General features: G+C 67.3%; 18 protein-coding genes, 1 tRNA gene and 2 pseudogenes. 2 read left to right on the top strand and 19 right to left on the bottom strand.

What is annotated here, in order from left to right; translation table 11 throughout:
- Positions 1-188 precede the first annotated feature (188 nt).
- The 17 genes and pseudogenes from tuf to ACQEV2_RS25170 form a co-directional block, all read right to left on the bottom strand.
- Positions 189-1,382, bottom strand: coding sequence for an elongation factor Tu (gene tuf, locus ACQEV2_RS25250; protein WP_390741020.1), 1,194 nt, complete (start codon positions 1,380-1,382; stop codon positions 189-191).
- A 169-nt stretch (positions 1,383-1,551) separates the two neighbouring features.
- A complete protein-coding gene (gene fusA / locus ACQEV2_RS25245; RefSeq protein WP_433045718.1) occupies positions 1,552-3,678 on the bottom strand; it encodes an elongation factor G in 2,127 nt (708 codons plus the stop codon).
- Between the two features lie 39 nt (positions 3,679-3,717).
- Positions 3,718-4,188 carry a 30S ribosomal protein S7 gene (rpsG, locus tag ACQEV2_RS25240; RefSeq protein ID WP_003998848.1) on the bottom strand — a complete coding sequence of 157 codons (471 nt, stop codon included), beginning with the start codon at positions 4,186-4,188 and terminating at the stop codon, positions 3,718-3,720.
- A 2-nt stretch (positions 4,189-4,190) separates the two neighbouring features.
- Positions 4,191-4,562, bottom strand: a complete 372-nt coding sequence (gene rpsL, locus ACQEV2_RS25235; protein ID WP_003948652.1) for a 30S ribosomal protein S12 — start codon at positions 4,560-4,562, stop codon at positions 4,191-4,193.
- 329 nt (positions 4,563-4,891) lie between these two features.
- Entirely contained in the window at positions 4,892-5,458 is a 567-nt protein-coding gene (locus tag ACQEV2_RS25230) for a DUF1707 and DUF4190 domain-containing protein (protein WP_433045714.1), read from the bottom strand.
- A gap of 157 nt (positions 5,459-5,615) precedes the next feature.
- Complete coding sequence (locus tag ACQEV2_RS25225; protein ID WP_433045711.1) at positions 5,616-9,515, bottom strand: DNA-directed RNA polymerase subunit beta'; 3,900 nt, start codon at positions 9,513-9,515, stop codon at positions 5,616-5,618.
- A 97-nt stretch (positions 9,516-9,612) separates the two neighbouring features.
- A complete protein-coding gene (locus ACQEV2_RS25220; RefSeq protein WP_433045708.1) occupies positions 9,613-10,548 on the bottom strand; it encodes a hypothetical protein in 936 nt (311 codons plus the stop codon).
- A pseudogene (gene rpoB, locus ACQEV2_RS25215) lies at positions 10,545-13,126 on the bottom strand (DNA-directed RNA polymerase subunit beta). Before rpoB ends, ACQEV2_RS25220 begins: the two are co-directional and overlap by 4 nt.
- A gap of 529 nt (positions 13,127-13,655) precedes the next feature.
- A complete protein-coding gene (gene rplL / locus ACQEV2_RS25210) occupies positions 13,656-14,045 on the bottom strand; it encodes a 50S ribosomal protein L7/L12 (protein WP_003998852.1) in 390 nt (129 codons plus the stop codon).
- Between the two features lie 114 nt (positions 14,046-14,159).
- Positions 14,160-14,690, bottom strand: coding sequence for a 50S ribosomal protein L10 (gene rplJ / locus ACQEV2_RS25205; RefSeq protein WP_030046352.1), 531 nt, complete (start codon positions 14,688-14,690; stop codon positions 14,160-14,162).
- Between the two features lie 290 nt (positions 14,691-14,980).
- The gene (locus tag ACQEV2_RS25200) at positions 14,981-15,817 is read right to left on the bottom strand and encodes a hypothetical protein (RefSeq protein WP_433045704.1); all 837 of its coding nucleotides are present in this window, start codon (positions 15,815-15,817) and stop codon (positions 14,981-14,983) included.
- Between the two features lie 74 nt (positions 15,818-15,891).
- Positions 15,892-16,692 carry a hypothetical protein gene (locus tag ACQEV2_RS25195; protein WP_433045701.1) on the bottom strand — a complete coding sequence of 267 codons (801 nt, stop codon included), beginning with the start codon at positions 16,690-16,692 and terminating at the stop codon, positions 15,892-15,894.
- A gap of 130 nt (positions 16,693-16,822) precedes the next feature.
- Positions 16,823-17,548 carry a 50S ribosomal protein L1 gene (gene rplA / locus ACQEV2_RS25190; RefSeq protein ID WP_433045698.1) on the bottom strand — a complete coding sequence of 242 codons (726 nt, stop codon included), beginning with the start codon at positions 17,546-17,548 and terminating at the stop codon, positions 16,823-16,825.
- Between the two features lie 79 nt (positions 17,549-17,627).
- Positions 17,628-18,062 (bottom strand): 50S ribosomal protein L11, encoded by a 435-nt coding sequence (rplK, locus tag ACQEV2_RS25185; protein WP_028805116.1) that lies wholly within the window; start codon positions 18,060-18,062, stop codon positions 17,628-17,630.
- A 168-nt stretch (positions 18,063-18,230) separates the two neighbouring features.
- Positions 18,231-19,052 (bottom strand): transcription termination/antitermination protein NusG, encoded by an 822-nt coding sequence (nusG, locus tag ACQEV2_RS25180; RefSeq protein ID WP_433045694.1) that lies wholly within the window; start codon positions 19,050-19,052, stop codon positions 18,231-18,233.
- A gap of 80 nt (positions 19,053-19,132) precedes the next feature.
- Positions 19,133-19,420 carry a preprotein translocase subunit SecE gene (gene secE / locus ACQEV2_RS25175; protein ID WP_003998859.1) on the bottom strand — a complete coding sequence of 96 codons (288 nt, stop codon included), beginning with the start codon at positions 19,418-19,420 and terminating at the stop codon, positions 19,133-19,135.
- A gap of 108 nt (positions 19,421-19,528) precedes the next feature.
- Positions 19,529-19,601, bottom strand: a tRNA-Trp gene (locus ACQEV2_RS25170).
- A gap of 285 nt (positions 19,602-19,886) precedes the next feature.
- Here ACQEV2_RS25170 and ACQEV2_RS25165 point away from each other — a divergent pair.
- Together ACQEV2_RS25165 and ACQEV2_RS25160 are read left to right on the top strand one after the other, a co-directional pair.
- Positions 19,887-21,113 carry a pyridoxal phosphate-dependent aminotransferase gene (locus tag ACQEV2_RS25165; protein ID WP_433045691.1) on the top strand — a complete coding sequence of 409 codons (1,227 nt, stop codon included), beginning with the start codon at positions 19,887-19,889 and terminating at the stop codon, positions 21,111-21,113.
- A gap of 124 nt (positions 21,114-21,237) precedes the next feature.
- The gene (locus ACQEV2_RS25160) at positions 21,238-22,278 is read left to right on the top strand and encodes an adenosine deaminase (RefSeq protein ID WP_433045688.1); all 1,041 of its coding nucleotides are present in this window, start codon (positions 21,238-21,240) and stop codon (positions 22,276-22,278) included.
- On the opposite strand, the gene ACQEV2_RS25155 is transcribed toward ACQEV2_RS25160, so the two are convergent.
- Positions 22,259-22,930 carry a hypothetical protein gene (locus ACQEV2_RS25155; RefSeq protein ID WP_433045685.1) on the bottom strand — a complete coding sequence of 224 codons (672 nt, stop codon included), beginning with the start codon at positions 22,928-22,930 and terminating at the stop codon, positions 22,259-22,261. The two genes, ACQEV2_RS25160 and ACQEV2_RS25155, sit on opposite strands and share 20 nt — an antisense overlap.
- 150 nt (positions 22,931-23,080) lie before the next feature.
- Positions 23,081-24,154, bottom strand: a pseudogene (locus ACQEV2_RS25150) (UDP-N-acetylmuramate dehydrogenase); the annotation flags it as partial.

Below are 24,154 nucleotides of genomic sequence, written 5' to 3'. Positions count from 1 at the left end.
CTTCACTCCCCCAGCAATCTTCACGAGGCTTGATCGGCATGCCACTTGGGTGAGCCACGAGGGTGAGACCGCGGCCGGAGGACCCCCCTCGCAACAGGCCCCGGAAACAGCGAAAGGGCCCGCACGACCGAAGTCGTACGGGCCCCTTCAGGAGCTCGCGCTGGAGCTACCAGGTCAGATCAGCAAGCTCACTTGTTGATCTTGGTGACCTGGCCGGCGCCCACGGTCCGGCCACCCTCACGGATGGCGAACTTCAGGCCCTCCTCCATGGCGACGGGCTGGATGAGCTCCACCTTCATCTCGGTGTTGTCACCCGGCATGACCATCTCGGTGCCCTCGGGGAGGGTCACGACGCCGGTCACGTCCGTCGTACGGAAGTAGAACTGCGGACGGTAGTTGTTGAAGAACGGCGTGTGGCGGCCACCCTCGTCCTTGGAGAGGATGTAGGCCTGCGCCTCGAACTCGGTGTGCGGGGTGACCGAGCCCGGCTTGATGATGACCTGGCCGCGCTCGACGTCCTCGCGCTTGATGCCACGGAGGAGCAGACCGACGTTCTCACCGGCCTGGCCCTCGTCGAGCAGCTTGCGGAACATCTCGATGCCGGTGACCGTGGTGGTGGTCTTCTCGGTCTTGATGCCGATGATGTCGACGGTCTCGTTGACCTTCAGGACACCACGCTCGATACGGCCGGTGACGACCGTACCGCGACCGGTGATCGTGAAGACGTCCTCGATCGGCATCAGGAACGGCTTGTCGACGTCGCGCTCCGGCTCCGGAATCGCGGTGTCGACGGCGTTCATGAGGTCCAGGACGGACTGCGTCCACTCCTTGTCGCCCTCGAGCGCCTTCAGAGCGGAGACCTTGACGACCGGCAGGTCGTCGCCCGGGAACTCGTACTCGGAGAGGAGCTCACGGACCTCGAGCTCGACGAGCTCCAGGATCTCCTCGTCGTCCACCATGTCGGCCTTGTTCAGGGCGACGACGATGTACGGCACGCCGACCTGGCGGGCCAGGAGCACGTGCTCCTTGGTCTGCGGCATCGGACCGTCGGTCGCGGCGACCACGAGGATCGCGCCGTCCATCTGGGCGGCACCGGTGATCATGTTCTTGATGTAGTCCGCGTGACCCGGGCAGTCGACGTGGGCGTAGTGACGCGCCTCGGTCTGGTACTCGACGTGCGCGATGGAGATGGTGATACCGCGCTGACGCTCCTCAGGAGCCTTGTCGATGTTGTCGAACGGGGTGGCCTCGTTCAGCTCCGGGTACGCGTCGTGCAGCACCTTGGTAATGGCGGCCGTGAGGGTCGTCTTACCGTGGTCGATGTGACCGATGGTGCCGATGTTGACGTGCGGCTTAGTCCGCTCGAACTTCGCCTTCGCCACTGGGGTCCTCCTGTGGAGTGGTTCTGTACGCCTTACTTCATCGGCGCCAGGTGATCTTTGCTGTTAAGTCCCGGAACCCGGGGCAAACACTCACGAACGTGTGCGTTTGCCCCGTGAGGCTCCGGAGTCAAGCCTACGGCGTGTGAACGCGGTGCGTTAACGCAGTGCGTTACTCGCCCTTGGCCTTCGCGATGATCTCCTCGGCGACGTTCCGCGGAACCTCGGCGTAGGAGTCGAACTGCATGGAGTAGCTGGCGCGGCCGGACGTCTTGCTGCGCAGGTCGCCGACGTAACCGAACATCTCCGAGAGGGGCACGAGGCCCTTCACGACGCGGGCACCCGCCCGCTCCTCCATGGCCTGGATCTGGCCACGGCGGGAGTTGATGTCACCGATGACCTCACCCATGTAGTCCTCGGGCGTGGTGACCTCGACGGCCATCATCGGCTCGAGCAGCACGGGGCTGGCCTTGCGCGCGGCCTCCTTGAAGGCCTGCGAACCGGCGATCTTGAACGCGAGCTCGGAGGAGTCGACCTCGTGGTACGCACCGTCGTGCAGGATGACGCGCACGCCGGTCATCTCGTAGCCCGCGAGGATGCCGAACTGCATGGCCTCCTGGCAGCCGGCGTCGACCGAAGGGATGTACTCCTTCGGGATACGACCACCGGTCACCTTGTTCACGAACTCGTACGACGCGTCGCCGCCCTCGAGCGGCTCGATGCCGATCTGCACCTTGGCGAACTGGCCGGTACCACCAGTCTGCTTCTTGTGCGTGAAGTCGACGCGCTCGACGGGCTTGCGGATCGTCTCACGGTAGGCCACCTGCGGCTTACCGACGTTGGCCTCGACCTTGAACTCACGGCGCATACGGTCGACCAGCACCTCGAGGTGCAGCTCGCCCATACCACCGATGATGGTCTGGCCGGTCTCCTCGTCCGAGTGGACCTGGAAGGACGGGTCCTCCTCGGCCAAACGCTGGATCGCGACGCCCAGCTTCTCCTGGTCGCCCTTCGACTTGGGCTCGATGGCGACCTGGATGACCGGCGCCGGGAAGTCCATGGACTCCAGGATCACCGGCTGCTTGTCGTCGCACAGCGTCTCACCGGTCGTGGTCTGCTTCAGACCCATGACGGCGATGATGTCGCCGGCGCCCACCGACGCGATCTCCTCACGCTTGTTCGCGTGCATGCGGTAGATCTTGCCGATGCGCTCCTTCTTGCCCTTGACGGAGTTCAGCACCTGGGTGCCGGACTCCAGGCGACCGGAGTACACGCGGACGAAGGTGAGCTTGCCGAGGTGCGGGTCGCTCATGATCTTGAACGCCAGCGCCGACAGCGGCTCGTCCTCGGAGGGCTTGCGCTTCACGACCTCCTCGGGGTCGTTCACCGCGTGGCCCTCGATGGCCTCGATGTCGAGCGGGGAGGGCAGGTAGCGGACCACCGCGTCGAGCAGGGGCTGGACGCCCTTGTTCTTGAACGCGGTACCACAGAACACCGGGGTGACCGTGGTGTCGCTGGACTTGCCGGAGGCGATCGTGATGCGGCGGATGGCCGCGTACAGCTGCTCCTCGGAGGGCTCCTCGCCCTCGAGGTACAGCTCCATGATCTCCTCGTCGTTCTCCGCGACGGCCTCGAGCAGCTTGCCGCGCCACTCTTCAGCGGCCTCGGTGTGCGTGGCCGGGATGTCGACGACGTCGTACATCTCGCCCTTGGTCGCCTCGGCGGACCAGACGAGCGCCTTCATGCGGACCAGGTCCACGACGCCCTTGAAGTCGGCCTCGGCACCGATCGGGAGCTGCATGACGAGCGGCTGGGCACCCAGACGGTCGCTGATCATGTCGACGCAGCGGTGGAACTCCGCGCCCGTGCGGTCCAGCTTGTTGACGAAGCAGATACGCGGAACGCGGTAGCGGTCCGCCTGACGCCACACCGTCTCGGACTGGGGCTCAACGCCGGCGACGCCGTCGAACACCGTCACGGCACCGTCGAGCACGCGCAGGGAGCGCTCCACCTCGACGGTGAAGTCGACGTGGCCCGGGGTGTCGATGATGTTGATGGTGTGGTCGACGTCTTCCAGCGGCCAGTGACAGGTGGTGGCAGCAGAGGTGATCGTGATGCCACGCTCCTGCTCCTGCTCCATCCAGTCCATGGTGGCAGCGCCGTCGTGGACCTCACCGATCTTGTAAGACACACCGGTGTAGAACAGGATCCGCTCGGTGGTGGTCGTCTTGCCCGCGTCGATGTGGGCCATGATGCCGATATTGCGCACCTTGGCCAGGTCAAGTGAAGTGGTAGCCATAAGGCTTCAGTCTTCTCTCGGTCTCGATGTGGGTAGCGACTACCAGCGGTAGTGCGCGAAGGCCTTGTTGGACTCGGCCATCTTGTGGGTGTCCTCGCGCTTCTTCACGGCCGCACCGAGGCCGTTGGAGGCGTCGAGAAGCTCGTTGAGGAGACGCTCGGTCATGGTCTTCTCGCGACGGGCGCGGGAGTAACCGACCAGCCAGCGCAGCGCCAGGGTGTTGGCACGGCCGGGCTTGACCTCGACCGGGACCTGGTAGGTGGCGCCACCGACACGGCGGGACTTGACCTCGAGGGTCGGCTTGATGTTCTCGAGAGCGCGCTTCAGCGTGATGACCGGGTCGTTGCCGGTCTTCTCGCGCAGGCCCTCCATGGCGCCGTAGACGATGCGCTCGGCGGTGGAGCGCTTGCCGTTCAGCAGCACCTTGTTGATGAGCGACGTGACCAGAGGAGAACCGTAGACCGGGTCGATGATGACCGGGCGCTTCGGGGCGGGGCCCTTACGAGGCATTCTTACTTCTCCTTCTTGGCGCCGTAGCGGGAACGGGCCTGCTTGCGGTTCTTGACACCCTGGGTGTCGAGGGAGCCACGGATGATCTTGTAGCGAACACCCGGCAGGTCCTTCACACGGCCGCCGCGCACGAGCACGATGGAGTGCTCCTGCAGGTTGTGTCCCTCACCCGGAATGTAAGCGGTGACCTCGATCCCGCTGGTCAGACGCACACGCGCGACCTTACGCAGGGCCGAGTTCGGCTTCTTCGGGGTGGTCGTGAACACACGCGTGCAGACGCCACGACGCTGAGGGGAACCCTCGAGTGCGGGCGTCTTGTTCTTCTCGACCTTGTCCTGCCGGCCCTTACGGACCAGCTGCTGGATCGTAGGCACTACTTCTCCGGTTTCTGTGTGCCGAATGGTGAAGCTAACCTGGAACGTCGCCGACCCACGCGGTCGGGTGTGTCGAATCCGGCGGACTCCCGCCGCGAGGCGAAAAGAGCACAGATTACGGTGGCCGCTCACAGCTCGTTATGCGGTTGAAGGCACGCACGAGAGCCAGGGCACACCCCAGGCACAAGGTCTGAGCGTACCTACCTCATTCGCTGCGGTCAAAACAAATGGGCCTCGCCCGCATCGCCATACGGCCGATGTCAAGACCGCACGACGTATTTGATCTTCGAATCCCCGATACGGCCACCTCAGGCCACTTCTCCCGGAGCTCATGCGGACAGGGCGGCGGCCACGACCATCAGCGTCAGCAGAACCGCCCAGCACGCGGTCGACAGCCACCCGAGCACGAGCCCGGTCAGGGCGAGCGCGTCACCGCTCTCACCGGTACGGCGGATCTCGGAGCGTGCCGAGTGCCCCAGAACCACCGCCGGTATGCCGGTGAGCCCGAAACTCACGAGACACAGCACACCGCAGACGGCCGAGCCGACCGCCTTGCCGTTGGTCTGCGGCCGGGACACCGGCAGGAAGGTCCGCGGGACGGGTACGACGGGCGCAGGCTGCGGCACGGGCCCCTGGGGCAGGTCGGCGACGAGCAGGGCGAGCTCGCCCACCGTACGGGCCGCGTAGGCCCGCGCCACCCGCTTCTCGAACTCCGGCTGCTCCAGCCGTCCTTCGCCGAAGCCGGCCCTGAGCACGTCCACGGCACGCTCACGGTCGGCGTGCGAGGCGAGCATCCCGGGGGCACCGGCTCCCGCCCACGGCTGTGGGGCGCCGCTTCCCTGCCACGGCTGCGGGACGCCGCTCCCCTGCCACGGCTGCCACGACGGATGTGTCATGGAGCACCTCCCCCGTAAAGGTCGGGTTCCCTCCATGATGCGCCGAACCGCGATTCCCGACATCGGGGTCACACCCGGAGAAAACCCGGAGGCGGCCCCGGCGAACGCCGAAGGGCGGCCACCCCGAGGGGTGACCGCCCTTCAAGCGGACGCTCGCTTACTGGTTGTACGGACCGTAGTCGTAGTCCTCCAGCGGAACGGCCTGGCCGGAGCCGGTGCCGAACGGCGAGTAGTCGATGTCGTCGTAGCCGACGGCCGAGTACATCGCGGCCTTCGCCTCCTCGGTCGGCTCGACCCGGATGTTGCGGTAGCGGGACAGACCCGTACCGGCCGGGATGAGCTTACCGATGATGACGTTCTCCTTGAGGCCGATCAGGGAGTCGGACTTGGCGTTGATCGCCGCGTCCGTGAGGACCCTGGTCGTCTCCTGGAAGGACGCCGCCGACAGCCAGGACTCCGTGGCCAGCGAGGCCTTGGTGATACCCATGAGCTGCGGACGACCGGAGGCCGGGTGACCGCCCTCCTGGACCACACGACGGTTCTCGGTCTCGAACTTCGAGCGCTCGACCAGCTCGCCGGGCAGCAGCTCGGCGTCGCCGGACTCGATGATCGTCACACGGCGGAGCATCTGCCGGATGATGATCTCGATGTGCTTGTCGTGGATCGACACACCCTGCGAGTTGTAGACCTTCTGGACCTCGCCGACCAGGTGGACCTGGACGGCACGCTGGCCCAGGATGCGCAGCACGTCGTGCGGGTTGGTGGCACCCACGGTGAGCTTCTGGCCCACCTCGACGTGCTCGCCCTCGCTGACCAGGAGTCGGGCGCGCTTCGAGATCGGGTAGGACGTCTCGTCGCTGCCGTCGTCCGGCGTGATGACGATCTTCTTGGTCTTCTCGGTCTCCTCGATCCGCACGCGGCCGGAGGCCTCGGAGATCGGGGCGACACCCTTCGGGGTACGGGCCTCGAAGAGCTCGACGACACGCGGCAGACCCTGGGTGATGTCGTCACCGGCCACACCACCGGTGTGGAAGGTACGCATCGTCAGCTGGGTACCGGGCTCACCGATGGACTGGGCGGCGATGATGCCGACCGCCTCACCGATGTCGACCAGCTTGCCGGTGGCCAGCGAGCGGCCGTAGCACATGGCGCAGGTGCCGACGGCGGACTCGCAGGTCAGGACCGAGCGGGTCTTGACCGTCTCGACGCCGTGGCGGACCAGCTCGTCGATGAGCACGTCACCGAGGTCGGTACCGGCCGGGGCCAGCACCTTGCCGTCGACCACGATGTCCTCGGCGAGGCAGCGCGCGTACACGGACGTCTCGACGTTGTCCGCCTTGCGCAGCACGCCGTCCGCACCGCGCTCGGCGATGTCGAGCTTGAGGCCGCGGTCGGTGCCGCAGTCCTCCTCGCGGATGATGACGTCCTGCGAGACGTCCACCAGACGACGGGTGAGGTAACCCGAGTCGGCGGTACGCAGAGCGGTGTCCGCGAGACCCTTACGGGCACCGTGCGTGGAGATGAAGTACTCCAGCACGGACAGGCCCTCACGGAACGACGCCTTAATGGGCCGCGGGATGGTCTCGTTCTTCGCGTTCGACACCAGACCACGCATACCGGCAATCTGACGCATCTGCATCATGTTGCCTCGTGCACCCGAGTTCACCATCATGAAGATCGGGTTGGTCTTCGGGAAGTTGTCGTTCATCGCCTCGGCGACCTCGTTGGTCGCCTTGGTCCAGATCGCGATGAGCTCCTGCGTGCGCTCGTCCTTGGTGATCAGACCGCGCTCGTACTGCTTCTGGACCTTCTCGTCCTGCGCCTCGTAACCGCGGACGATCTCCTTCTTCGCCTCGGGAACGACGACGTCGGAGATGGCGACGGTGACGCCGGAACGGGTGGCCCAGTAGAAGCCGGCCGCCTTCAGGTTGTCGAGCGTCGCCGCCACGATGACCTTCGGGTAGCGCTCGGCGAGGTCGTTGACGATCTCGGAGAGCTGCTTCTTGCCGACCTCGTAGTCGACGAACGGGTAGTCCTCGGGCAGCAGCTCGTTGAAGAGCGCACGACCCAGCGTGGTCTTCAGGCGGAAGCTGTCACCCTGCTGCCACTCCGGCTCGCCTTCCTCCTGCGCCGGCGGGGTCCAGCCGCGCGGCGGGATGGTGCCGACCGGGAAGCGGATGTCGATCTTCGACTGGAGCGAGAGCTCGCCCGCGTCGAAGGCCATGATCGCCTCGGCGACGGAGGAGAAGGAGCGGTCCTCACCCTTGATGTCCCGCATCTCACCGTCGGTGGTGAGGAAGAACAGACCGAGGACCATGTCCTGGGTCGGCATCGTCACCGGACGGCCGTCGGCGGGCTTGAGGATGTTGTTCGAGGACAGCATCAGGATGCGGGCCTCGGCCTGCGCCTCCGCGGACAGCGGCAGGTGCACGGCCATCTGGTCACCGTCGAAGTCCGCGTTGAACGCGGTGCAGACGAGCGGGTGGATCTGGATGGCCTTGCCCTCGACCAGCTGCGGCTCGAAGGCCTGGATGCCGAGGCGGTGCAGGGTGGGAGCACGGTTCAGCAGCACCGGGTGCTCGGCGATGACCTCTTCGAGGACGTCGTACACGACCGTGCGGCCGCGCTCCACCATGCGCTTGGCGCTCTTGATGTTCTGCGCGTGGTTCAGGTCGACCAGGCGCTTCATCACGAACGGCTTGAAGAGCTCCAGCGCCATCGCCTTGGGCAGACCGCACTGGTGCAGCTTCAGCTGCGGACCGACGACGATCACGGAACGCGCGGAGTAGTCCACACGCTTACCGAGCAGGTTCTGACGGAATCGACCCTGCTTACCCTTCAGCATGTCGCTGAGGGACTTCAGCGGACGGTTACCCGGACCGGTGACCGGGCGACCACGACGACCGTTGTCGAAGAGGGCGTCAACAGCCTCCTGAAGCATGCGCTTCTCGTTGTTGACGATGATCTCGGGCGCGCCGAGGTCGAGGAGCCTCTTCAGACGGTTGTTGCGGTTGATCACACGGCGGTACAGGTCGTTCAGGTCGGAGGTCGCGAAGCGGCCACCGTCCAGCTGCACCATCGGGCGAAGGTCCGGCGGGATGACCGGCACGCAGTCGAGGACCATGCCCTTGGGGCTGTTGCTGGTCTGCAGGAACGCGGAGACGACCTTCAGGCGCTTGAGCGCACGGGTCTTCTTCTGGCCCTTGCCGGTACGGATGATCTCGCGGAGCTTCTCGGCCTCCTCGTCGAGGTCGAAGGACTCCAGGCGCTTCTGCAGCGCCGCGGCACCCATCGAGCCGTCGAAGTACGTGCCGAAGCGGTCACGCAGCTCGCGGTAGAGGAGCTCGTCGCCCTCGAGGTCCTGGACCTTGAGGTTCTTGAACCGGGTCCACACCTCGTCGAGCCGGTCGATCTCGCGCTGCGCACGGTCACGCAGCTGCTTCATCTCGCGCTCGGCACCCTCGCGCACCTTGCGGCGCACGTCGGCCTTGGCGCCCTCGGCCTCCAGCTCGGCCAGGTCGGTCTCGAGCTTCTTGGCGCGGGCCTCCAGGTCGGCGTCCCGGCGGTTCTCGATCTGCTGCCGCTCGACGGAGACGTGCGCCTCCAGGGAGGGCAGGTCGCGGGTACGGCGCTCCTCGTCGACGTACGTGATCATGTACGCGGCGAAGTAGATGACCTTCTCGAGGTCCTTGGGAGCCAGGTCGAGCAGGTAGCCCAGACGGCTCGGGACACCCTTGAAGTACCAGATGTGCGTGACGGGAGCGGCCAGTTCGATGTGGCCCATCCGCTCACGGCGCACCTTGGCGCGAGTCACCTCGACGCCACAGCGCTCACAGATGATGCCCTTGAACCGGACACGCTTGTACTTGCCGCAGTAGCACTCCCAGTCCCGGGTCGGACCGAAGATCTTCTCGCAGAAGAGTCCGTCCTTTTCGGGCTTGAGGGTGCGGTAGTTGATGGTCTCGGGCTTCTTGACCTCGCCGTGGCTCCACTGACGGATGTCGTCAGCGGTGGCCAGGCCGATCCGGAGCTCGTCGAAGAAGTTGACGTCGAGCACTATGCGTCAATCCCTCTCAGGGTCGTGAGTCTGTGGTCTGAAACGGGGGCCTGGGGGTCGGCGGGGCCCTGTGGGTGAGGGCCCCGCCGGACTCCCGTCAGACCTCTTCGACGCTGCTCGGCTCGCGCCGGGACAGGTCGATGCCGAGCTCCTCCGCAGCGCGGAAGACGTCCTCGTCGGTGTCACGCATCTCGATGGACATACCGTCGCTGGACAGCACCTCCACGTTCAGGCAGAGCGACTGCATCTCCTTGATGAGCACCTTGAAGGACTCGGGGATGCCGGGCTCGGGGATGTTCTCGCCCTTGACGATGGCCTCGTAGACCTTCACGCGGCCGGTGACGTCGTCGGACTTGATGGTCAGCAGCTCCTGGAGGGCGTACGCGGCGCCGTAGGCCTCGAGGGCCCACACCTCCATCTCACCGAACCGCTGGCCGCCGAACTGGGCCTTACCACCCAGCGGCTGCTGGGTGATCATCGAGTACGGACCGGTCGAGCGGGCGTGCAGCTTGTCGTCGACCAGGTGGTGCAGCTTCAGGATGTACATGTAGCCGACCGAGATCGGGTCCGGGAACGGCTCACCCGAACGGCCGTCGAACAGCCGCGCCTTGCCGGACGGGAGGACCATGCGGTCGCCGTCGCGGTTCGGGATGGTGTGCTCCAGCAGACCGGCGAGCTCGTCCTCGCGGGCACCGTCGAAGACCGGGGTGGCCACGTTGGTACGCGGCTCGACCTGGTCGGCGCCGATCGCCTGGAGGCGCTGCGCCCACTCGTCGGCGAGACCGGAGACGTCCCAGCCCTGGCTGGCGAGCCAGCCGAGGTGGATCTCCAGGACCTGTCCCGGGTTCATTCGGGACGGCACACCCAGCGGGTTGAGGATGATGTCGACCGGGGTGCCGTCCTCCAGGAACGGCATGTCCTCGATCGGCAGGATCTTCGAGATGACACCCTTGTTGCCGTGACGGCCGGCGAGCTTGTCACCGTCGGTGATCTTGCGCTTCTGCGCCACGTACACGCGCACCAGCTGGTTCACACCGGGGGAAGCTCGTCGCCCTCCTCGCGGTCGAAGACGCGGACGCCGATGACCTTGCCGGTCTCGCCGTGCGGCACCTTCAGCGAGGTGTCACGGACCTCACGGGCCTTCTCACCGAAGATCGCGCGCAGCAGGCGCTCCTCCGGCGTCAGCTCGGTCTCACCCTTCGGGGTCACCTTGCCGACGAGGATGTCACCGGCGATGACCTCGGCACCGATACGGATGATGCCGCGCTCGTCGAGGTCGGCGAGGACCTCCTCGGAGACGTTCGGGATGTCCCGGGTGATCTCCTCGGGGCCGAGCTTGGTGTCACGGGCGTCGACCTCGTGCTCCTCGATGTGGATCGAGGAGAGGACGTCGTCCTGCACGAGGCGCTGCGACAGGATGATCGCGTCCTCGTAGTTGTGACCCTCCCACGGCATGAACGCCACGAGCAGGTTCTTGCCCAGCGCCATCTCGCCGTTCTGGGTGGCCGGGCCGTCGGCGAGGACCTGGCCCTCGACGATCCGGTCGCCCTCGTGGACGATGACCTTCTGGTTGACCGAGGTGCCCTGGTTGGAGCGGGCGAACTTGGCCAGGCGGTACGTGATGTACGTGCCGTCGTCGTTGGCGGTGGTGATGTAGTCCGCGGAGACCTCCTGGACCACACCGGCCTTCTCGGCCTTGACGACGTCGCCGGCGTCGACGGCGGAGCGGTACTCCATGCCGGTGCCGACGAGCGGGGCCTCCGCCTTGATGAGCGGAACGGCCTGGCGCATCATGTTCGCGCCCATGAGGGCACGGTTGGCGTCGTCGTGCTCGAGGAACGGGATCATGGCGGTCGCGACCGACACCATCTGGCGCGGCGAGACGTCCATGTAGTCCACGTCCTCGGGGCCGACGTAGTCGACCTCGCCGCCACGACGGCGGACGAGCACGCGGGCCTCGGCGAAGCGCAGGTCGTCGTTGAGCGTGGCGTTGGCCTGCGCGATGACGAAGCGGTCCTCCTCGTCGGCGGTCAGGTAGTCGACCTCGTCGGTGACCTGGCCGTCGATGACCTTGCGGTACGGGGTCTCGACGAAACCGAACGCGTTGACCCGGCCGTACGAGGCGAGCGAACCGATCAGACCGATGTTCGGGCCTTCAGGGGTCTCGATCGGACACATACGCCCGTAGTGGGACGGGTGCACGTCACGGACCTCGAAGCCGGCCCGCTCACGGGAGAGACCACCCGGGCCAAGAGCCGACAGACGGCGCTTGTGGGTGAGACCCGACAGCGGGTTGTTCTGGTCCATGAACTGCGACAGCTGGCTGGTGCCGAAGAACTCCTTGATGGAGGCGACGACCGGCCGGATGTTGATCAGGGTCTGCGGCGTGATCGCCTCGACGTCCTGGGTCGTCATCCGCTCACGGACGACACGCTCCATACGCGCCAGACCCGTACGGACCTGGTTCTGGATGAGCTCGCCGACGCTGCGCAGACGACGGTTGCCGAAGTGGTCGATGTCGTCGGTCTCGACGACGATCGTCTGACCGCTGTCGCCGACCGTCTCGGTCTCGCCCGCGTGCAGCTTCACCAGGTACTTGATCGTCGAGATGATGTCCTCGACGGTCAGGATGCCCGCGTCGAGCGGAGCGTCCGCACCCAGCTTCTTGTTGACCTTGTAGCGGCCGACCTTGGCGAGGTCGTAACGCTTCGGGTTGAAGTACAGGTTCTCCAGAAGCGTCTGCGCGGCCTCACGCGTGGGGGCTCGCCCGGACGCAGCTTGCGGTAGATGTCGAGCAGCGCGTCGTCCTGGCCCTGGGTGTGGTCCTTCTCCAGGGTGGCGCGCATCGACTCGTACTCGCCGAACTCCTCGAGGATCTGCTCGGTCGTCCAGCCGAGCGCCTTGAGCAGGACGGTGACGGACTGCTTGCGCTTGCGGTCGATACGGACACCGACCATGTCGCGCTTGTCGATCTCCATCTCCAGCCAGGCACCCCGGGACGGGATGATCTTGGCCGAGAAGATGTCCTTGTCGGACGTCTTGTCGATGGTGGAGTCGAAGTAGACACCGGGCGAACGGACCAGCTGCGACACCACGACACGCTCGGTGCCGTTGATGACGAACGTGCCCTTGTTCGTCATGAGCGGGAAGTCGCCCATGAAGACCGTCTGGGACTTGATCTCGCCGGTCTCGTTGTTCGTGAACTCGGCCGTGACGAAGAGCGGAGCGGCGTACGTGAAGTCGCGCTCCTTGCACTCGTCGATGCTGTTCTTCGGCGGCTCGAAGCGGTGGTCGCGGAACGTCAGCGACATCGACCCGGAGAAGTCCTCGATCGGGGAGATCTCCTCGAAGATCTCCTCGAGGCCGGACTTGGTGGGGACGTCCTGACCGGACTCCAGAGCCTCCTCGACCCGACTCTGCCAGGCGGTGTTCCCGAGCAGCCAGTCAAAGCTCTCGGTCTGCAGCGCGAGCAGGTTGGGAACCTCGAGAGGCTCCTTGATCTTTGCAAAGGAAATGCGCAGCGGGGCGGTGCTGGCGCCGTTGTTCGTATTCGCGGTCGAGGCAGTGCGCGAGGCGGCCAAGAGGGGGTCCTTCCGAGGGCTCGGACTCACTACGCGCGTACCGGCCCCTCACCCGCGCACAGAGACAGGCTCCCCCTGATGTGGCTGTTCGGCCAGGTCAGGGATATTCCGGTCGTCAGTGCTGAGGCGAGGGCAGACCCCTGGTGACGGGCAGGGGACAGCTAACAGGCAGCGCAAAGGGTCAGTGTAGCCACTTGGCACACTGATGTCCAGTCCCGGTTTTCAGAGACCCTCGTTGTTCTCAACGTCTGCGCCATGCCTGCCTTCAACGCACGTTGATACTGCCCTCTTCGTCGTCGATCCATGCCTCGGATTCGGATCCTTGTGACGACGCGTCCTGAGAATTGCGCGCTGCGTGCGGTTCGTCAAGGCCCCCATACCCGAACCCCGGGCCGACCAGGGACACGACGAAGATCACCATACCCCCCGTCGAAGCGGGCGCAAGGCAACCGCGGCCGCGCCCCAGGAACGCCGAAGAGCGACCACCCGAATGGATGATCGCTCTTCGGTGCGTTCGCGTTACAGCCCTACGGGGCCGTCACAGGCGTTCGCGAAGGTCTTACTTGACCTCGACGGAGGCGCCGGCGCCCTCGAGGGACTCCTTGGCCTTGTCCGCGGCCTCCTTGTTGACCTTCTCCAGAACCGGCTTCGGCGCACCGTCGACCAGGTCCTTGGCCTCCTTCAGGCCCAGGGAGGTGAGCTCACGCACGACCTTGATGACCTGGATCTTCTTGTCGCCGGCACCGGTGAGGATGACGTCGAACTCGTCCTTCTCCTCGGCGGCCTCGGCGGCGGCGCCACCAGCGGCACCACCGGCGACGACGACCGGCGCGGCAGCGGCGGCGGTGACGTCGAACTTCTCCTCGAAGGCCTTCACGAACTCGGAGAGCTCGATGAGGGTCATCTCCTCGAACTGCGCGAGCAGGTCTTCCTGGCTGAGCTTCGCCATGATGGCGGTCCTTCCACTAATTCGGCAGGTGCCGGATGTACTGGGTGAGGCGGGCGTACGTCGGCCCGCTGTGGCCTCCGCGTTCAGGCAGCGGGGGCCAGTGTGCGAGCCGAATTACTCGGCACCGCCCTGCTCGGCCTGCTTGGCGCGGAGCGCGTCCACGGTGCGGACGAGCTTCGACGGCAGCGCCTGGAAGACGGAGGCAGCCTGGGACTGCTTCGCCTTGAAGGCACCGGCCAGCTTGCTGAGCAGAACCTCGCGGGACTCGAGGTCCGCAAGCTTCTTGATCTCGTCGGCGGAGAGGGCCTTGCCCTCGAGGACACCGCCCTTGATGACGAGATTCGGGTTGTCCTTGGCGAAGTCACGGAGACCCTTCGCCGACTCCACCGGGTCACCGGTGACGAAGGCGACAGCCGTCGGACCGTTGAACAGGTCGTCCAGCGTCGTGATCCCGGCCTCGTTGGCCGCAATCTTGGTCAGCGTGTTCTTCACCACGGCGTACTGGGCGTTCTCACCGAGCGAACGACGCAGCGTCTTGAGCTGCGCCACGGTGAGACCGCGGTACTCGGTCAGCACGGCAGCGTTGGAGTTGCGGAACTGCTCCGTCAACTCGGCCACTGCGGCAGCCTTGTCGGGCCTCGCCATAGAGCCTCGGCCTCCTTCCGGGTGATTCTGACCGCGCGGACCCGAAGGAGGACTGGGGAAAACGAAACGCCCCGGCGCAGGCGCACGGGGCGGACTCGACCGGTCGCACGCACGGGGACGCACGCACTCCGGGAGCTCTTCCACTGTCACCTGCGCGGGTCGTCCGCAGTTCAGCGGATCCTTCGGCCACCGCACCCTCTTGCAAGCGCACGGCAACGACCAGCGGTCTTGGGCTTCTGTAGGAGAGTACGGGACGGGATCGCCGTCAAGCAAATCGGCCCCTACGGCCCTCAGCTCCCGTTCTTCTTCAGCGGCTTCCGCAGGTCCGCGGTGTCGTCGGGGCGGGGTGCCGGGATGGTCACCGGCTTCCCGTAGTCGAGGAGCGTGAAGGTGAGGTCGAGCGCTCCTTTGCGGCCGAAGCCCTGGGTGCGGAGCCGCCTGACCCGGTCGTCGCCGTCGACCCACACATCCAGGGTGAGCTCGTCCACGCCCAGCTTCTCGTACTGGTCGAGGCTGCGCTCGCGCCCCTCTCGGGTGGCCTTGTCCTCGACGCCCTTGACTGAGGCTCGGAGCTCGTCGATGGCGGCCGTGCCCGCGTAGTGCGTGGTGACGGCTCCGTCGACCTTCTCGCCGCCGACCCGCTTCACGTCGTGCGCACCGGCCAGGAAGCCTGCTTCCCGGGCCGGGTTACGGCCGACCTGGTCGCGCAGGCCGCCGACGTCCATGCGCAGTCCGCTGTCCGTGGTGAACTCGGCGGCCGGGCCGTAGCTGACCCAGTGCCTGCCGCCCAGCTTCTGGACCATGTCGGCGGGTGCCCTTTCGTACAGCACCCCGCCGATCAGGCGCAGCTCGGTCTCGCCACTTTCCTCGCCGCTCAGGTTGGCCGTCTTGAGACGGGCCACGGCCGGCTCGGTGCGGACGGTCCCCTCGTCCGCTATCCGCCCTCGCTCCGGGAACCGGCCGGTCAGCCGGTAGCGCAGGGACGTGGCACCCTCGCTCTTCTCCGCGGCCCGCGCTACGGCCTCGGCGGCAGGCGAGCCCGCGGACTGCTGCTCGCCGGCCCCTGTCCCGCAGCCGGCGAGCAGCAGCGCGGCGGCAGGCACGACGGCACGTACGGAAAGCCTCATCGATTCCCCCCAAGGAACGCATGGCTGATGCGTGGTCGGCGCACAGCAAGATCGGGAGCCTGACCCAGGCACCGTCACCCTTGCTTCTTCAGCAGCTCCTTCAGGTCCGCCGTGTCCCCCGCCGGAGGCTTCTGGACCTCGCCCTTCACTCCATAGTCGCTGTAGTACGCGGTCTGGGTCAGCGGCCCCGTGGCCGTCCGGCCCTTCTCGACCTTCTTGACCAGCAGATCCCGGTCGTCGACCCATATGTCGACGGTCTGCTCGGTGGCGCCTTCCCCCTGCACCGTGCCGGAGTAGTGCGAGGTGCGCTCGCCGCTCACCGTCTCCTCGCCGACCTTCCGCACGTCCGTGGAGGACAGCAGCAGCTTCACCGACGTATGCGGCGCGGTGCCGCGCATCTGGTCCGCGAGGTCCGCTCCGGAGCTGCCGGCGAGGTGTTCCAGGTCGTCGTAGGCGTACTTGATCCAGTGCTTGCCGCCGGTCTTCTCGGCGAAGGTCTCGCCCATACGCGCGTAGTAGGCGTCGGGGAGATAGCGGGCCTCCATCGACGTGGTGCCGAGCCGGCGCATCGTCTCGGCCGTCGTGCCGCCGGTGTACGTGATCCTCAGGGTGCCGGTGAGCCCGTCGCCCCAGAGGAGGGTGCCGTGGGCCTTCATGGAGAGCGTGGAGCCCATGGTGGTCGTGGACTTCACGCGGGCGGACCCCTCCTGGCCGGTGGCGCGCTCCACGGTGCGCAGGGCGGCCGTGACGGCGCTGGAGGGCCTGGCGCGGTCCTGGTCCTCGGAGCGGTGGGAGGAGGTGCAGGCGGCGAGAGCCGTCAGCGCGGTCAGCAGCGCGATCCAGAACGCCGACCGGCGCGCCCTCGTGCTCGTCATTCGTCCCCCCTGTGCGAATCCCGTGAATGCACGTTAACCCAGCGCACTGACAAACGGGTCCGGACAACGGGACGGGCCCCGCACCCGGGAAGGGTGCGGGGCCCGTCTACGAGCCTGGTGAGCCGATGGCTCAGACCGCGGCCGGGTCCTCCTCGACGAGGAGGTTGCGGGTGCGGTTCGGGTCGACGGGGATGCCGGGGCCCATCGTGGTGGTGATGGCGGCCTTCTTGATGTAGCGACCCTTGGCGGCGGACGGCTTCAGACGGAGGATCTCCTCCAGCGCGGCGCCGTAGTTCTCCACCAGCTTGCTGTCGTCGAACGACACCTTGCCGATGATGAAGTGCAGGTTCGAGTGCTTGTCGACGCGGAACTCGATCTTGCCGCCCTTGATCTCGGTGACGGCCTTGGCCACGTCGGGGGTGACGGTGCCGGTCTTCGGGTTCGGCATCAGACCACGCGGACCGAGCACACGGCCGAGGCGGCCGACCTTGCCCATGAGGTCCGGGGTGGCGACGACGGCGTCGAAGTCCAGGCGGCCCTTCGAGACCTCGTCGATCAGCTCGTCGGCACCGACGATGTCGGCGCCCGCGGCACGCGCGGCCTCGGCACGGTCGCCGGTCGCGAAGACCAGGACCCGGGCGGTCTTACCGGTGCCGTGCGGAAGGTTCACGGTGCCACGGACCATCTGGTCGGCCTTACGCGGGTCGACACCCAGGCGGAAGGCGACCTCGACGGTGCCGTCGAACTTGGTCGTGGACGTCTCCTTGGCGAGACGGACGGCCTCGAGCGGGGCGTAGAGCTTCTCCCGGTCGACCTTGGCGTCCGCAGCGCGGAGAGACTTGCTGCGCTTGCTCACTACTGCTCCTGTGTTGTCTTAGGAGTTGTGGTCCGGGCCGAGCAGGCCCTGCCACTCACTTCTGCTTGGGGGGTTGGGGTCAGCCCTCGACCGTGATGCCCATGGAACGGGCGGTGCCGGCGATGATCTTCGCGGCGGCGTCCAGGTCGTTGGCGTTGAGGTCGGGCATCTTGGTGGTGGCGATCTCGCGGACCTGCGCCTCGGTGATCTTGGCGACCTTGGTCTTGTGCGGCTCGCCGGAGCCCTTCTCCACGCCCGCGGCCTTGAGGATCATCTTGGCGGCCGGCGGGGTCTTGGTGATGAAGGTGAAGGAACGGTCCTCGTAGACCGTGATCTCCACCGGGATGACCCAACCGCGCTGCGACTCGGTCGCGGCGTTGTAGGCCTTGCAGAACTCCATGATGTTGACGCCGTGCTGACCCAGCGCGGGGCCGACCGGCGGGGCCGGGTTGGCGGCACCGGCCTGGATCTGGAGCTTGATGAGCCCCGTGACCTTCTTCTTCTTGGGAGGCATTACTCTCCGGGTCCTTTCGATTGAGGCGTGCCCCCGCCCGGGTCGCGTCCCGGATGAAGGCATACCGCACAACGATAACGGGTATAGATGCGCGGCCAAAAACCGAGCAGGTCAGACTAGCTGCGAGAGCTGGCCTGACCTGCGCGGAAGCGGTGATTCCAGAAAGAACTAGTTCTTCTGGATCTGGTCGAAGGAGAGCTCGACCGGCGTCTCGCGGCCGAAGATCTCCACCAGGCCCTTGACCTTCTTCGAGTCGGGGTTGATCTCGTTGATGGTGGCCTGCAGCGTGGCGAACGGGCCGTCGGTGACGGTGACCGAGTCGCCGACCTCGAAGTCCAGCACCTGGACCTCGACCTTGCGCTGCGGAGCCGGCTTGCCCTCGGCCTCGGCGGCCTCGCGAGCGGCCTTCTCCTCCGCCTCCGGGGCGAGCATCTTGACGATCTCGTCCAGGGTCAGCGGGTACGGGTCGTAGGCGTTGCCCACGAAGCCGGTGACGCCGGGGGTGTTGCGGACGACGCCCCAGGACTCGTTCGTCAGGTCCATGCGGACCAGGACGTAACCCGGCAGCTTGTTCTGCTTGATCGTCTTGCGGTCGCCGTTCTTGATCTGGACGACCTCTTCCTGCGGCACCTCGGCCTGGAAGATGTAGTCCTCGACGTTCAGCGAGACGGCGCGCTGCTCCAGGTTGGTCTTCACGCGGTTCTCGTAACCGGCGTAGGTGTGGATGACGTACCACTCGCCGGGCAGCGTGCGAAGCTCCTCGCGCAGCGCGGCGACGGGGTCGACGGGCTCGGCCTCCTCCACGGCGGCCTCGTCCTCGTCCTCCTCGTGGAGCGCGGCTTCCTCGGCGGGCTCGCCCGCCTCGGCGTCGGCAGCCTCGACCTCGTCCAGGTCCTCGTCCGCGCCCTCGACGATGTCGAGCTCGTCTTCCACGGACTCGACACCCTGCCCGTTTGGCTCGACGGCGTCGTTCAGGTTCTGGTCAGACACGGTGGCTGCTTCTTCCTGGATACATAGGGGTGGAACATGCGAAAGGGGCGCCGGTAACCACGGCGCCCTTCGCTCTTGGCTCAGCCGAAGACGTACTTGGCGGCGTTGTCGAGCCCATAGTCAATCACGGTCACCAGGCCGATCATGATGACGACGAAGATGATCACCACAGTGGTGTACGTCGTCAGCTGGTTCCGCGTCGGCCAGACGACCTTGCGGAGCTCCGCGACGATCTGGCGGTAGAAGAGCGCGAGGCGCTTCAGCGGGCCCTTCTTGGCGCGCTTGCCGCCCTTCCGGGTCTTCTTCTTGGACTCCGGCGCCTCGTCCTGGGCATCAGGCATGTCGATGGAGCCCACGGCGTCCGTCACTCGTCCTCACCTGATTCCGGGTCGTGGCCGTGCCGCGCCCGGTCTGAGCCGCACGGCGGTGCATTACTGTACGTACATGCGCACACATCCTGGCGAAGGTGTGTGTAGCAGGGCCGGAGGGACTTGAACCCCCAACCGCCGGTTTTGGAGACCGGTGCTCTACCAATTGAGCTACGACCCTTTGGTGTGTCCCCCAACGTACCGCATCCGACCGGGTGCTCGTTGTGCACCGTGCGAGTGCGGGCTGCTGAAGGCCAACGAGGTGAGAGTGTACGTGGTCCCGGGCGCCTCGTCGAACAGAAAGTGCCCGATGGGGGCTTGGGCGGCGGAAGATCGCCTGGAGACCGGCCGTGCGACAACGCAAGATCGCCCAGGCCGCGGGGCGGATCCGGACTGATGTTCAGCCGATGTTCAGTCTGTGAAACCCGCGTGCCGCCCGCGTTTCCGGTCTGAAACCATGGGCCCCATGAGCGCTGCAACCCCTCCCACCGAGCGCCGGGTCTCCGCCCGAGTCGGCGCGATCTCCGAGTCCGCCACCCTCGCCGTGGACGCCAAGGCCAAGGCCCTCAAGGCCGCCGGGCGTCCGGTGATCGGCTTCGGCGCCGGTGAGCCCGACTTCCCGACCCCGGACTACATCGTCGAGGCCGCCATCGAGGCGTGCAAGAACCCGAAGTACCACCGCTACACCCCGGCCGGCGGTCTGCCCGAGCTGAAGGCCGCGATCGCCGCGAAGACGCTGCGCGACTCCGGCTACGAGCCCGACGTCTCGCAGATCCTGGTCACCAACGGCGGCAAGCAGGCCATCTACGAGGCCTTCGCCGCGATCCTCGACCCGGGTGACGAGGTCATCGTCCCGGCCCCGTACTGGACGACGTATCCGGAGTCGATCCGTCTCGCCGGCGGTGTCCCGGTCGAGGTCGTCGCCGACGAGACGACCGGCTACCGCGTCTCGGTCGAGCAGCTGGAGGCGGCCCGTACGGAGAAGACGAAGGTCGTCCTGTTCGTCTCCCCCTCGAACCCGACCGGCGCGGTCTACAGCGAGGCCGAGACCGAGGCGATCGGCCGCTGGGCCGTCGAGCACGGCCTGTGGGTGCTGACCGACGAGATCTACGAGCACCTGGTCTACGGCGACGCGGTCTCCGTGTCCCTGCCGGCCCTCCTGCCCGAGCTGCGCGACAAGTGCATCGTGGTCAACGGTGTCGCCAAGACGTACGCCATGACCGGCTGGCGCGTGGGCTGGATCATCGGCCCCAAGGACGTCGTGAAGGCCGCGACCAACCTCCAGTCGCACGCCACGTCGAACGTCTCGAACGTGGCCCAGGTGGCCGCCCTCGCCGCCGTCTCCGGTGACCTGGAGGCGGTCGCGAAGATGCGCGAGGCCTTCGACCGCCGCCGCAAGACGATCGTGCGGATGCTCAACGAGATCGACGGCGTGGTCTGCCCGGAGCCCGAGGGCGCCTTCTACGCGTACCCGTCGGTGAAGGCCGTACTGGGCAGGGAGATCCGCGGCAAGCGCCCGCAGAGCAGCGTCGAGCTGGCCGAGCTGATCCTGGAGGAGGCCGAGGTCGCGGTCGTCCCGGGCGAGGCCTTCGGCACGCCGGGCTATCTGCGGCTGTCGTACGCGCTCGGTGACGAGGACCTCGTCGAGGGCGTGAGCCGGATCCAGAAGCTGCTGGCGGAGGCCAGGGACTGACGTCCGCCTTCTGCCATGGGGTCACCTCCGAATTTTCGGAGGTGACCCCATTTGTTTGTGCGAGCAAGACCACTAACGGGGAAACCGCTACCGGGACGCCAGGGACGTACGGCAGGATCCTGGAATGGAGCGTGTACGTGATGTCTCTGAGCTGCCCAAAGCCCATCTGCACCTGCACTTCACCGGCTCGATGCGGCCGGCGACCCTGCTGGAACTGGCCGACAAGTACGGCGTGCGCCTGCCCGAGGCGCTGACCGACGCGCTGACCAGTGGGGAGCCGCCGAAGCTGCGGGCGACGGACGAGCGGGGCTGGTTCCGCTTCCAGCGCCTGTACGACGCGGCACGCTCGTGCCTGCGGCAGCCGGAGGACATCCAGCGGCTGGTGAGGGAGGCCGCGGAGGAGGACATCAGGGACGGCTCCGGCTGGCTGGAGATCCAGGTCGATCCGACGTCGTACGCGCCCCGGCTGGGCGGTCTGATCCCGGCGCTGGAAATCATCCTGGACGCGGTCGAGACGGCGTCGCGGGACACGGGGCTCGGGATGCGCGTCCTGGTCGCCGCGAACCGGATGAAGCACCCGCTGGACGCCCGCACGCTGGCGCGGCTCGCCGTGCGGTACGCGGACCGGGGTGTGGTCGGCTTCGGGTTGTCGAACGACGAGCGGCGGGGCATGGCGCGGGACTTCGACCGTGCCTTCCACATCGCCCGCGAGGGCGGCCTGCTGTCGACCCCGCACGGCGGCGAGCTGGCCGGCCCGTACTCGGTCCGGGACTGCCTGGACGACCTGGATGCGAACCGGATCGGCCACGGGGTGCGGGCGGCCGAGGACCCGCGGCTCCTGAAGCGCCTCGCGGACCGGGGCGTGACGTGCGAGGTGTGTCCCGCATCGAACGTCGCCCTCGGCGTCTACGAGAAGCCGGAGGACGTGCCGCTGCGGACGCTGTTCGAGGCGGGCGTCCCTCTGGCCCTGGGCGCGGACGACCCGCTCCTGTTCGGCTCCCGTCTCGCCGCCCAGTACGACATCGCCCGCCGCCACCACGCCTTCACGGACCGGGAACTGGCGGAACTGGCCCGGCAGTCGGTGCGGGGGTCGGCGGCGCCGGAGGAGGTGAAGGAGAAGCTGCTGGCGGGCGTCAACGACTGGCTCAGCGGCCCGGCCGCTTGAAGTGGGCGTAGGGCGGATAGGGCTTGAAGCAGATCAGCACCTCGACCGGGTGTCCGCCGCCGGGCGGCTGGATCAGTGAGGGGAGCGACGTCATCAGCGCCGAGTGCCCTTTGACGACGCCCTTCTGGTACGGCCCCCAGCCTGCCGCGTGAGCGAAGCCGGTGGCGGTCTCGGCGAAGACGTCCCGGCTGCCGAACAGGAAGAACGTGCGGGCGTAGGTGATGTGCCGCAGTTCGTCGCGGACGTCCGCCCGTTGCGACCGTGTGCGCCAGGCCGCGGCGTCCCGGGCAGTGCGCGCCTCGTCGGTGCGGACGGTCAGCGGTGTACCCTGCCGCAGTTTCCGGCGCAGGCCGGGCCATTTGCTGGGGCGCAGGCCGGACGTGTGGTGGGCCAGGACGAGGTCGACCGGCTCGCCCCAACCCTCGTCGACCGGGAGTGCGTCACGCAGGGGCACGTGGACGACGGTGTGCCGGGAGTAGGCCGCGAAGGAGAACAGCCCGGCGAGCCGGTTCAGCCCGTCGTGGTCTCCCATCAGCAGGCCGATGGGGTCGGGGCCGCGCAGGGAGGTGTGGCGCAAGGGCTGCCAGGGCTGGACGACCCGGTGCTCGTACGGGCCCGTCCTGGGCCGGAACTCGCGCAGTCTCAGTCGCATGAGGGGATCGTTTCGGCCGGGTGGGTCATGCCCCCAGGGTGACGATGACACCGGGCCGCGCACAACGGAGATTCGCTCGGCCGGGGCGGGCGGGAGCTTGCCGACAGGGCCTGGAGGAGCCTGGAGCGGCCTAGAGGAGCCTGGAGCGGCTTAGAGGCTGACGCCCACCGTGACCGGCTCGTTGACCAGCGTGATGCCGAAGGCCTCACGGACGCCGGCCACGACCTCGCGGGCGAGAGCGAGCAGGTCCTCGGTGGTCGCTTTCCCGCGGTTGGTCAGGGCGAGGGTGTGCTTGGTGGAGATACGGGCGGGGCCGGTGCCGTAGCCCTTGGTGAAGCCCGCCTTGTCGATCAGCCAGGCCGCGGAGGTCTTGGTGTGGCCCTCCCCCGCCGGGTACGCGGGCGGCTCCACGCCGTCGCCGAGGCGCTCGCGCACGCGCGCGTGGAACGCGGCGAACTGCTCGTCGGTGAGGATCGGGTTGGTGAAGAAGGAGCCGGCCGACCAGGTGTCGTGGTCCTCGGGGTCCAGGACCATGCCCTTCCCGGTACGCAGCTTCAGGACGGTCTCGCGGGCGTCGGCCAGCGGCACGCGGTCGCCGGGGTCGACGCCGAGGGCACGGGCCGTCTCGGCGTACTTGATGGGCGCGGAGAGCCCGTCGGCGTCCTCCAGCCGGAAGCGGACGCGCAGGACGACGTAGCGCTCGGGGTCGGCCTTGAAGCGGCTGTGGCGGTAGGAGAAGGCGCAGTCGGTGTTCGGGATGACGACGGTCTCGCCCGCGCGGCGGTCGTACGCGATCACCTCGGTGATCGTCGAGGAGACCTCTTGGCCGTAGGCGCCGACGTTCTGGATCGGCGTGGCGCCCGCGGAGCCGGGGATGCCGGCGAGGCACTCGATCCCGGCGAGCCCGGCCTCGACGGTGCGGGCGACTGCGTCGGTCCACACCTCGCCGGCGGCCAGTTCGAGGGTGGTGCCGTCCAGCTCGAAGCCCTTCGTGGCGATGACGAGGGCGGTGCCCGCGAAGCCCTTGTCCCCGATGACCAGGTTCGATCCGCCGCCGATGAGCAGCAGCGGGGTCCCGCCGGCGTCGGCCTCACGCACGACGTCGATCACCTCGGCGTCGGTGGTCGCGGTGACCAGGCGGGTGGCGGGGCCGCCCAGGCGGAAGGTGGTGAGGGGGGCGAGGGGGGCGTCGTGGAGTTCCTGCACGCGCTCAAGAGTACGGTG

Source organism: Streptomyces sp. CA-251387 (assembly GCF_050936625.1).
Classification (GTDB): domain Bacteria; phylum Actinomycetota; class Actinomycetes; order Streptomycetales; family Streptomycetaceae; genus Streptomyces.
Note: the sequence above shows the minus strand (reverse complement) of the source record. Positions and strands in the feature narration are given on the sequence as shown.

Coding starts and splice junctions, on each gene's coding strand:
- ACQEV2_RS25160 (WP_433045688.1), top strand. CDS start 21,238: ATGGAGCGTGTACGTGATGTCTCTGAGCTGCCCAAAGCCCATCTGCAC.
- fusA (WP_433045718.1), bottom strand. CDS start 3,678: ATGGCTACCACTTCACTTGACCTGGCCAAGGTGCGCAATATCGGCATC.
- rplJ (WP_030046352.1), bottom strand. CDS start 14,690: ATGGCGAGGCCCGACAAGGCTGCCGCAGTGGCCGAGTTGACGGAGCAG.
- ACQEV2_RS25195 (WP_433045701.1), bottom strand. CDS start 16,692: ATGACGAGCACGAGGGCGCGCCGGTCGGCGTTCTGGATCGCGCTGCTG.
- rplL (WP_003998852.1), bottom strand. CDS start 14,045: ATGGCGAAGCTCAGCCAGGAAGACCTGCTCGCGCAGTTCGAGGAGATG.
- ACQEV2_RS25200 (WP_433045704.1), bottom strand. CDS start 15,817: ATGAGGCTTTCCGTACGTGCCGTCGTGCCTGCCGCCGCGCTGCTGCTC.
- ACQEV2_RS25165 (WP_433045691.1), top strand. CDS start 19,887: ATGAGCGCTGCAACCCCTCCCACCGAGCGCCGGGTCTCCGCCCGAGTC.
- rpsG (WP_003998848.1), bottom strand. CDS start 4,188: ATGCCTCGTAAGGGCCCCGCCCCGAAGCGCCCGGTCATCATCGACCCG.
- ACQEV2_RS25155 (WP_433045685.1), bottom strand. CDS start 22,930: ATGCGACTGAGACTGCGCGAGTTCCGGCCCAGGACGGGCCCGTACGAG.
- ACQEV2_RS25230 (WP_433045714.1), bottom strand. CDS start 5,458: ATGACACATCCGTCGTGGCAGCCGTGGCAGGGGAGCGGCGTCCCGCAG.
- rplK (WP_028805116.1), bottom strand. CDS start 18,062: ATGCCTCCCAAGAAGAAGAAGGTCACGGGGCTCATCAAGCTCCAGATC.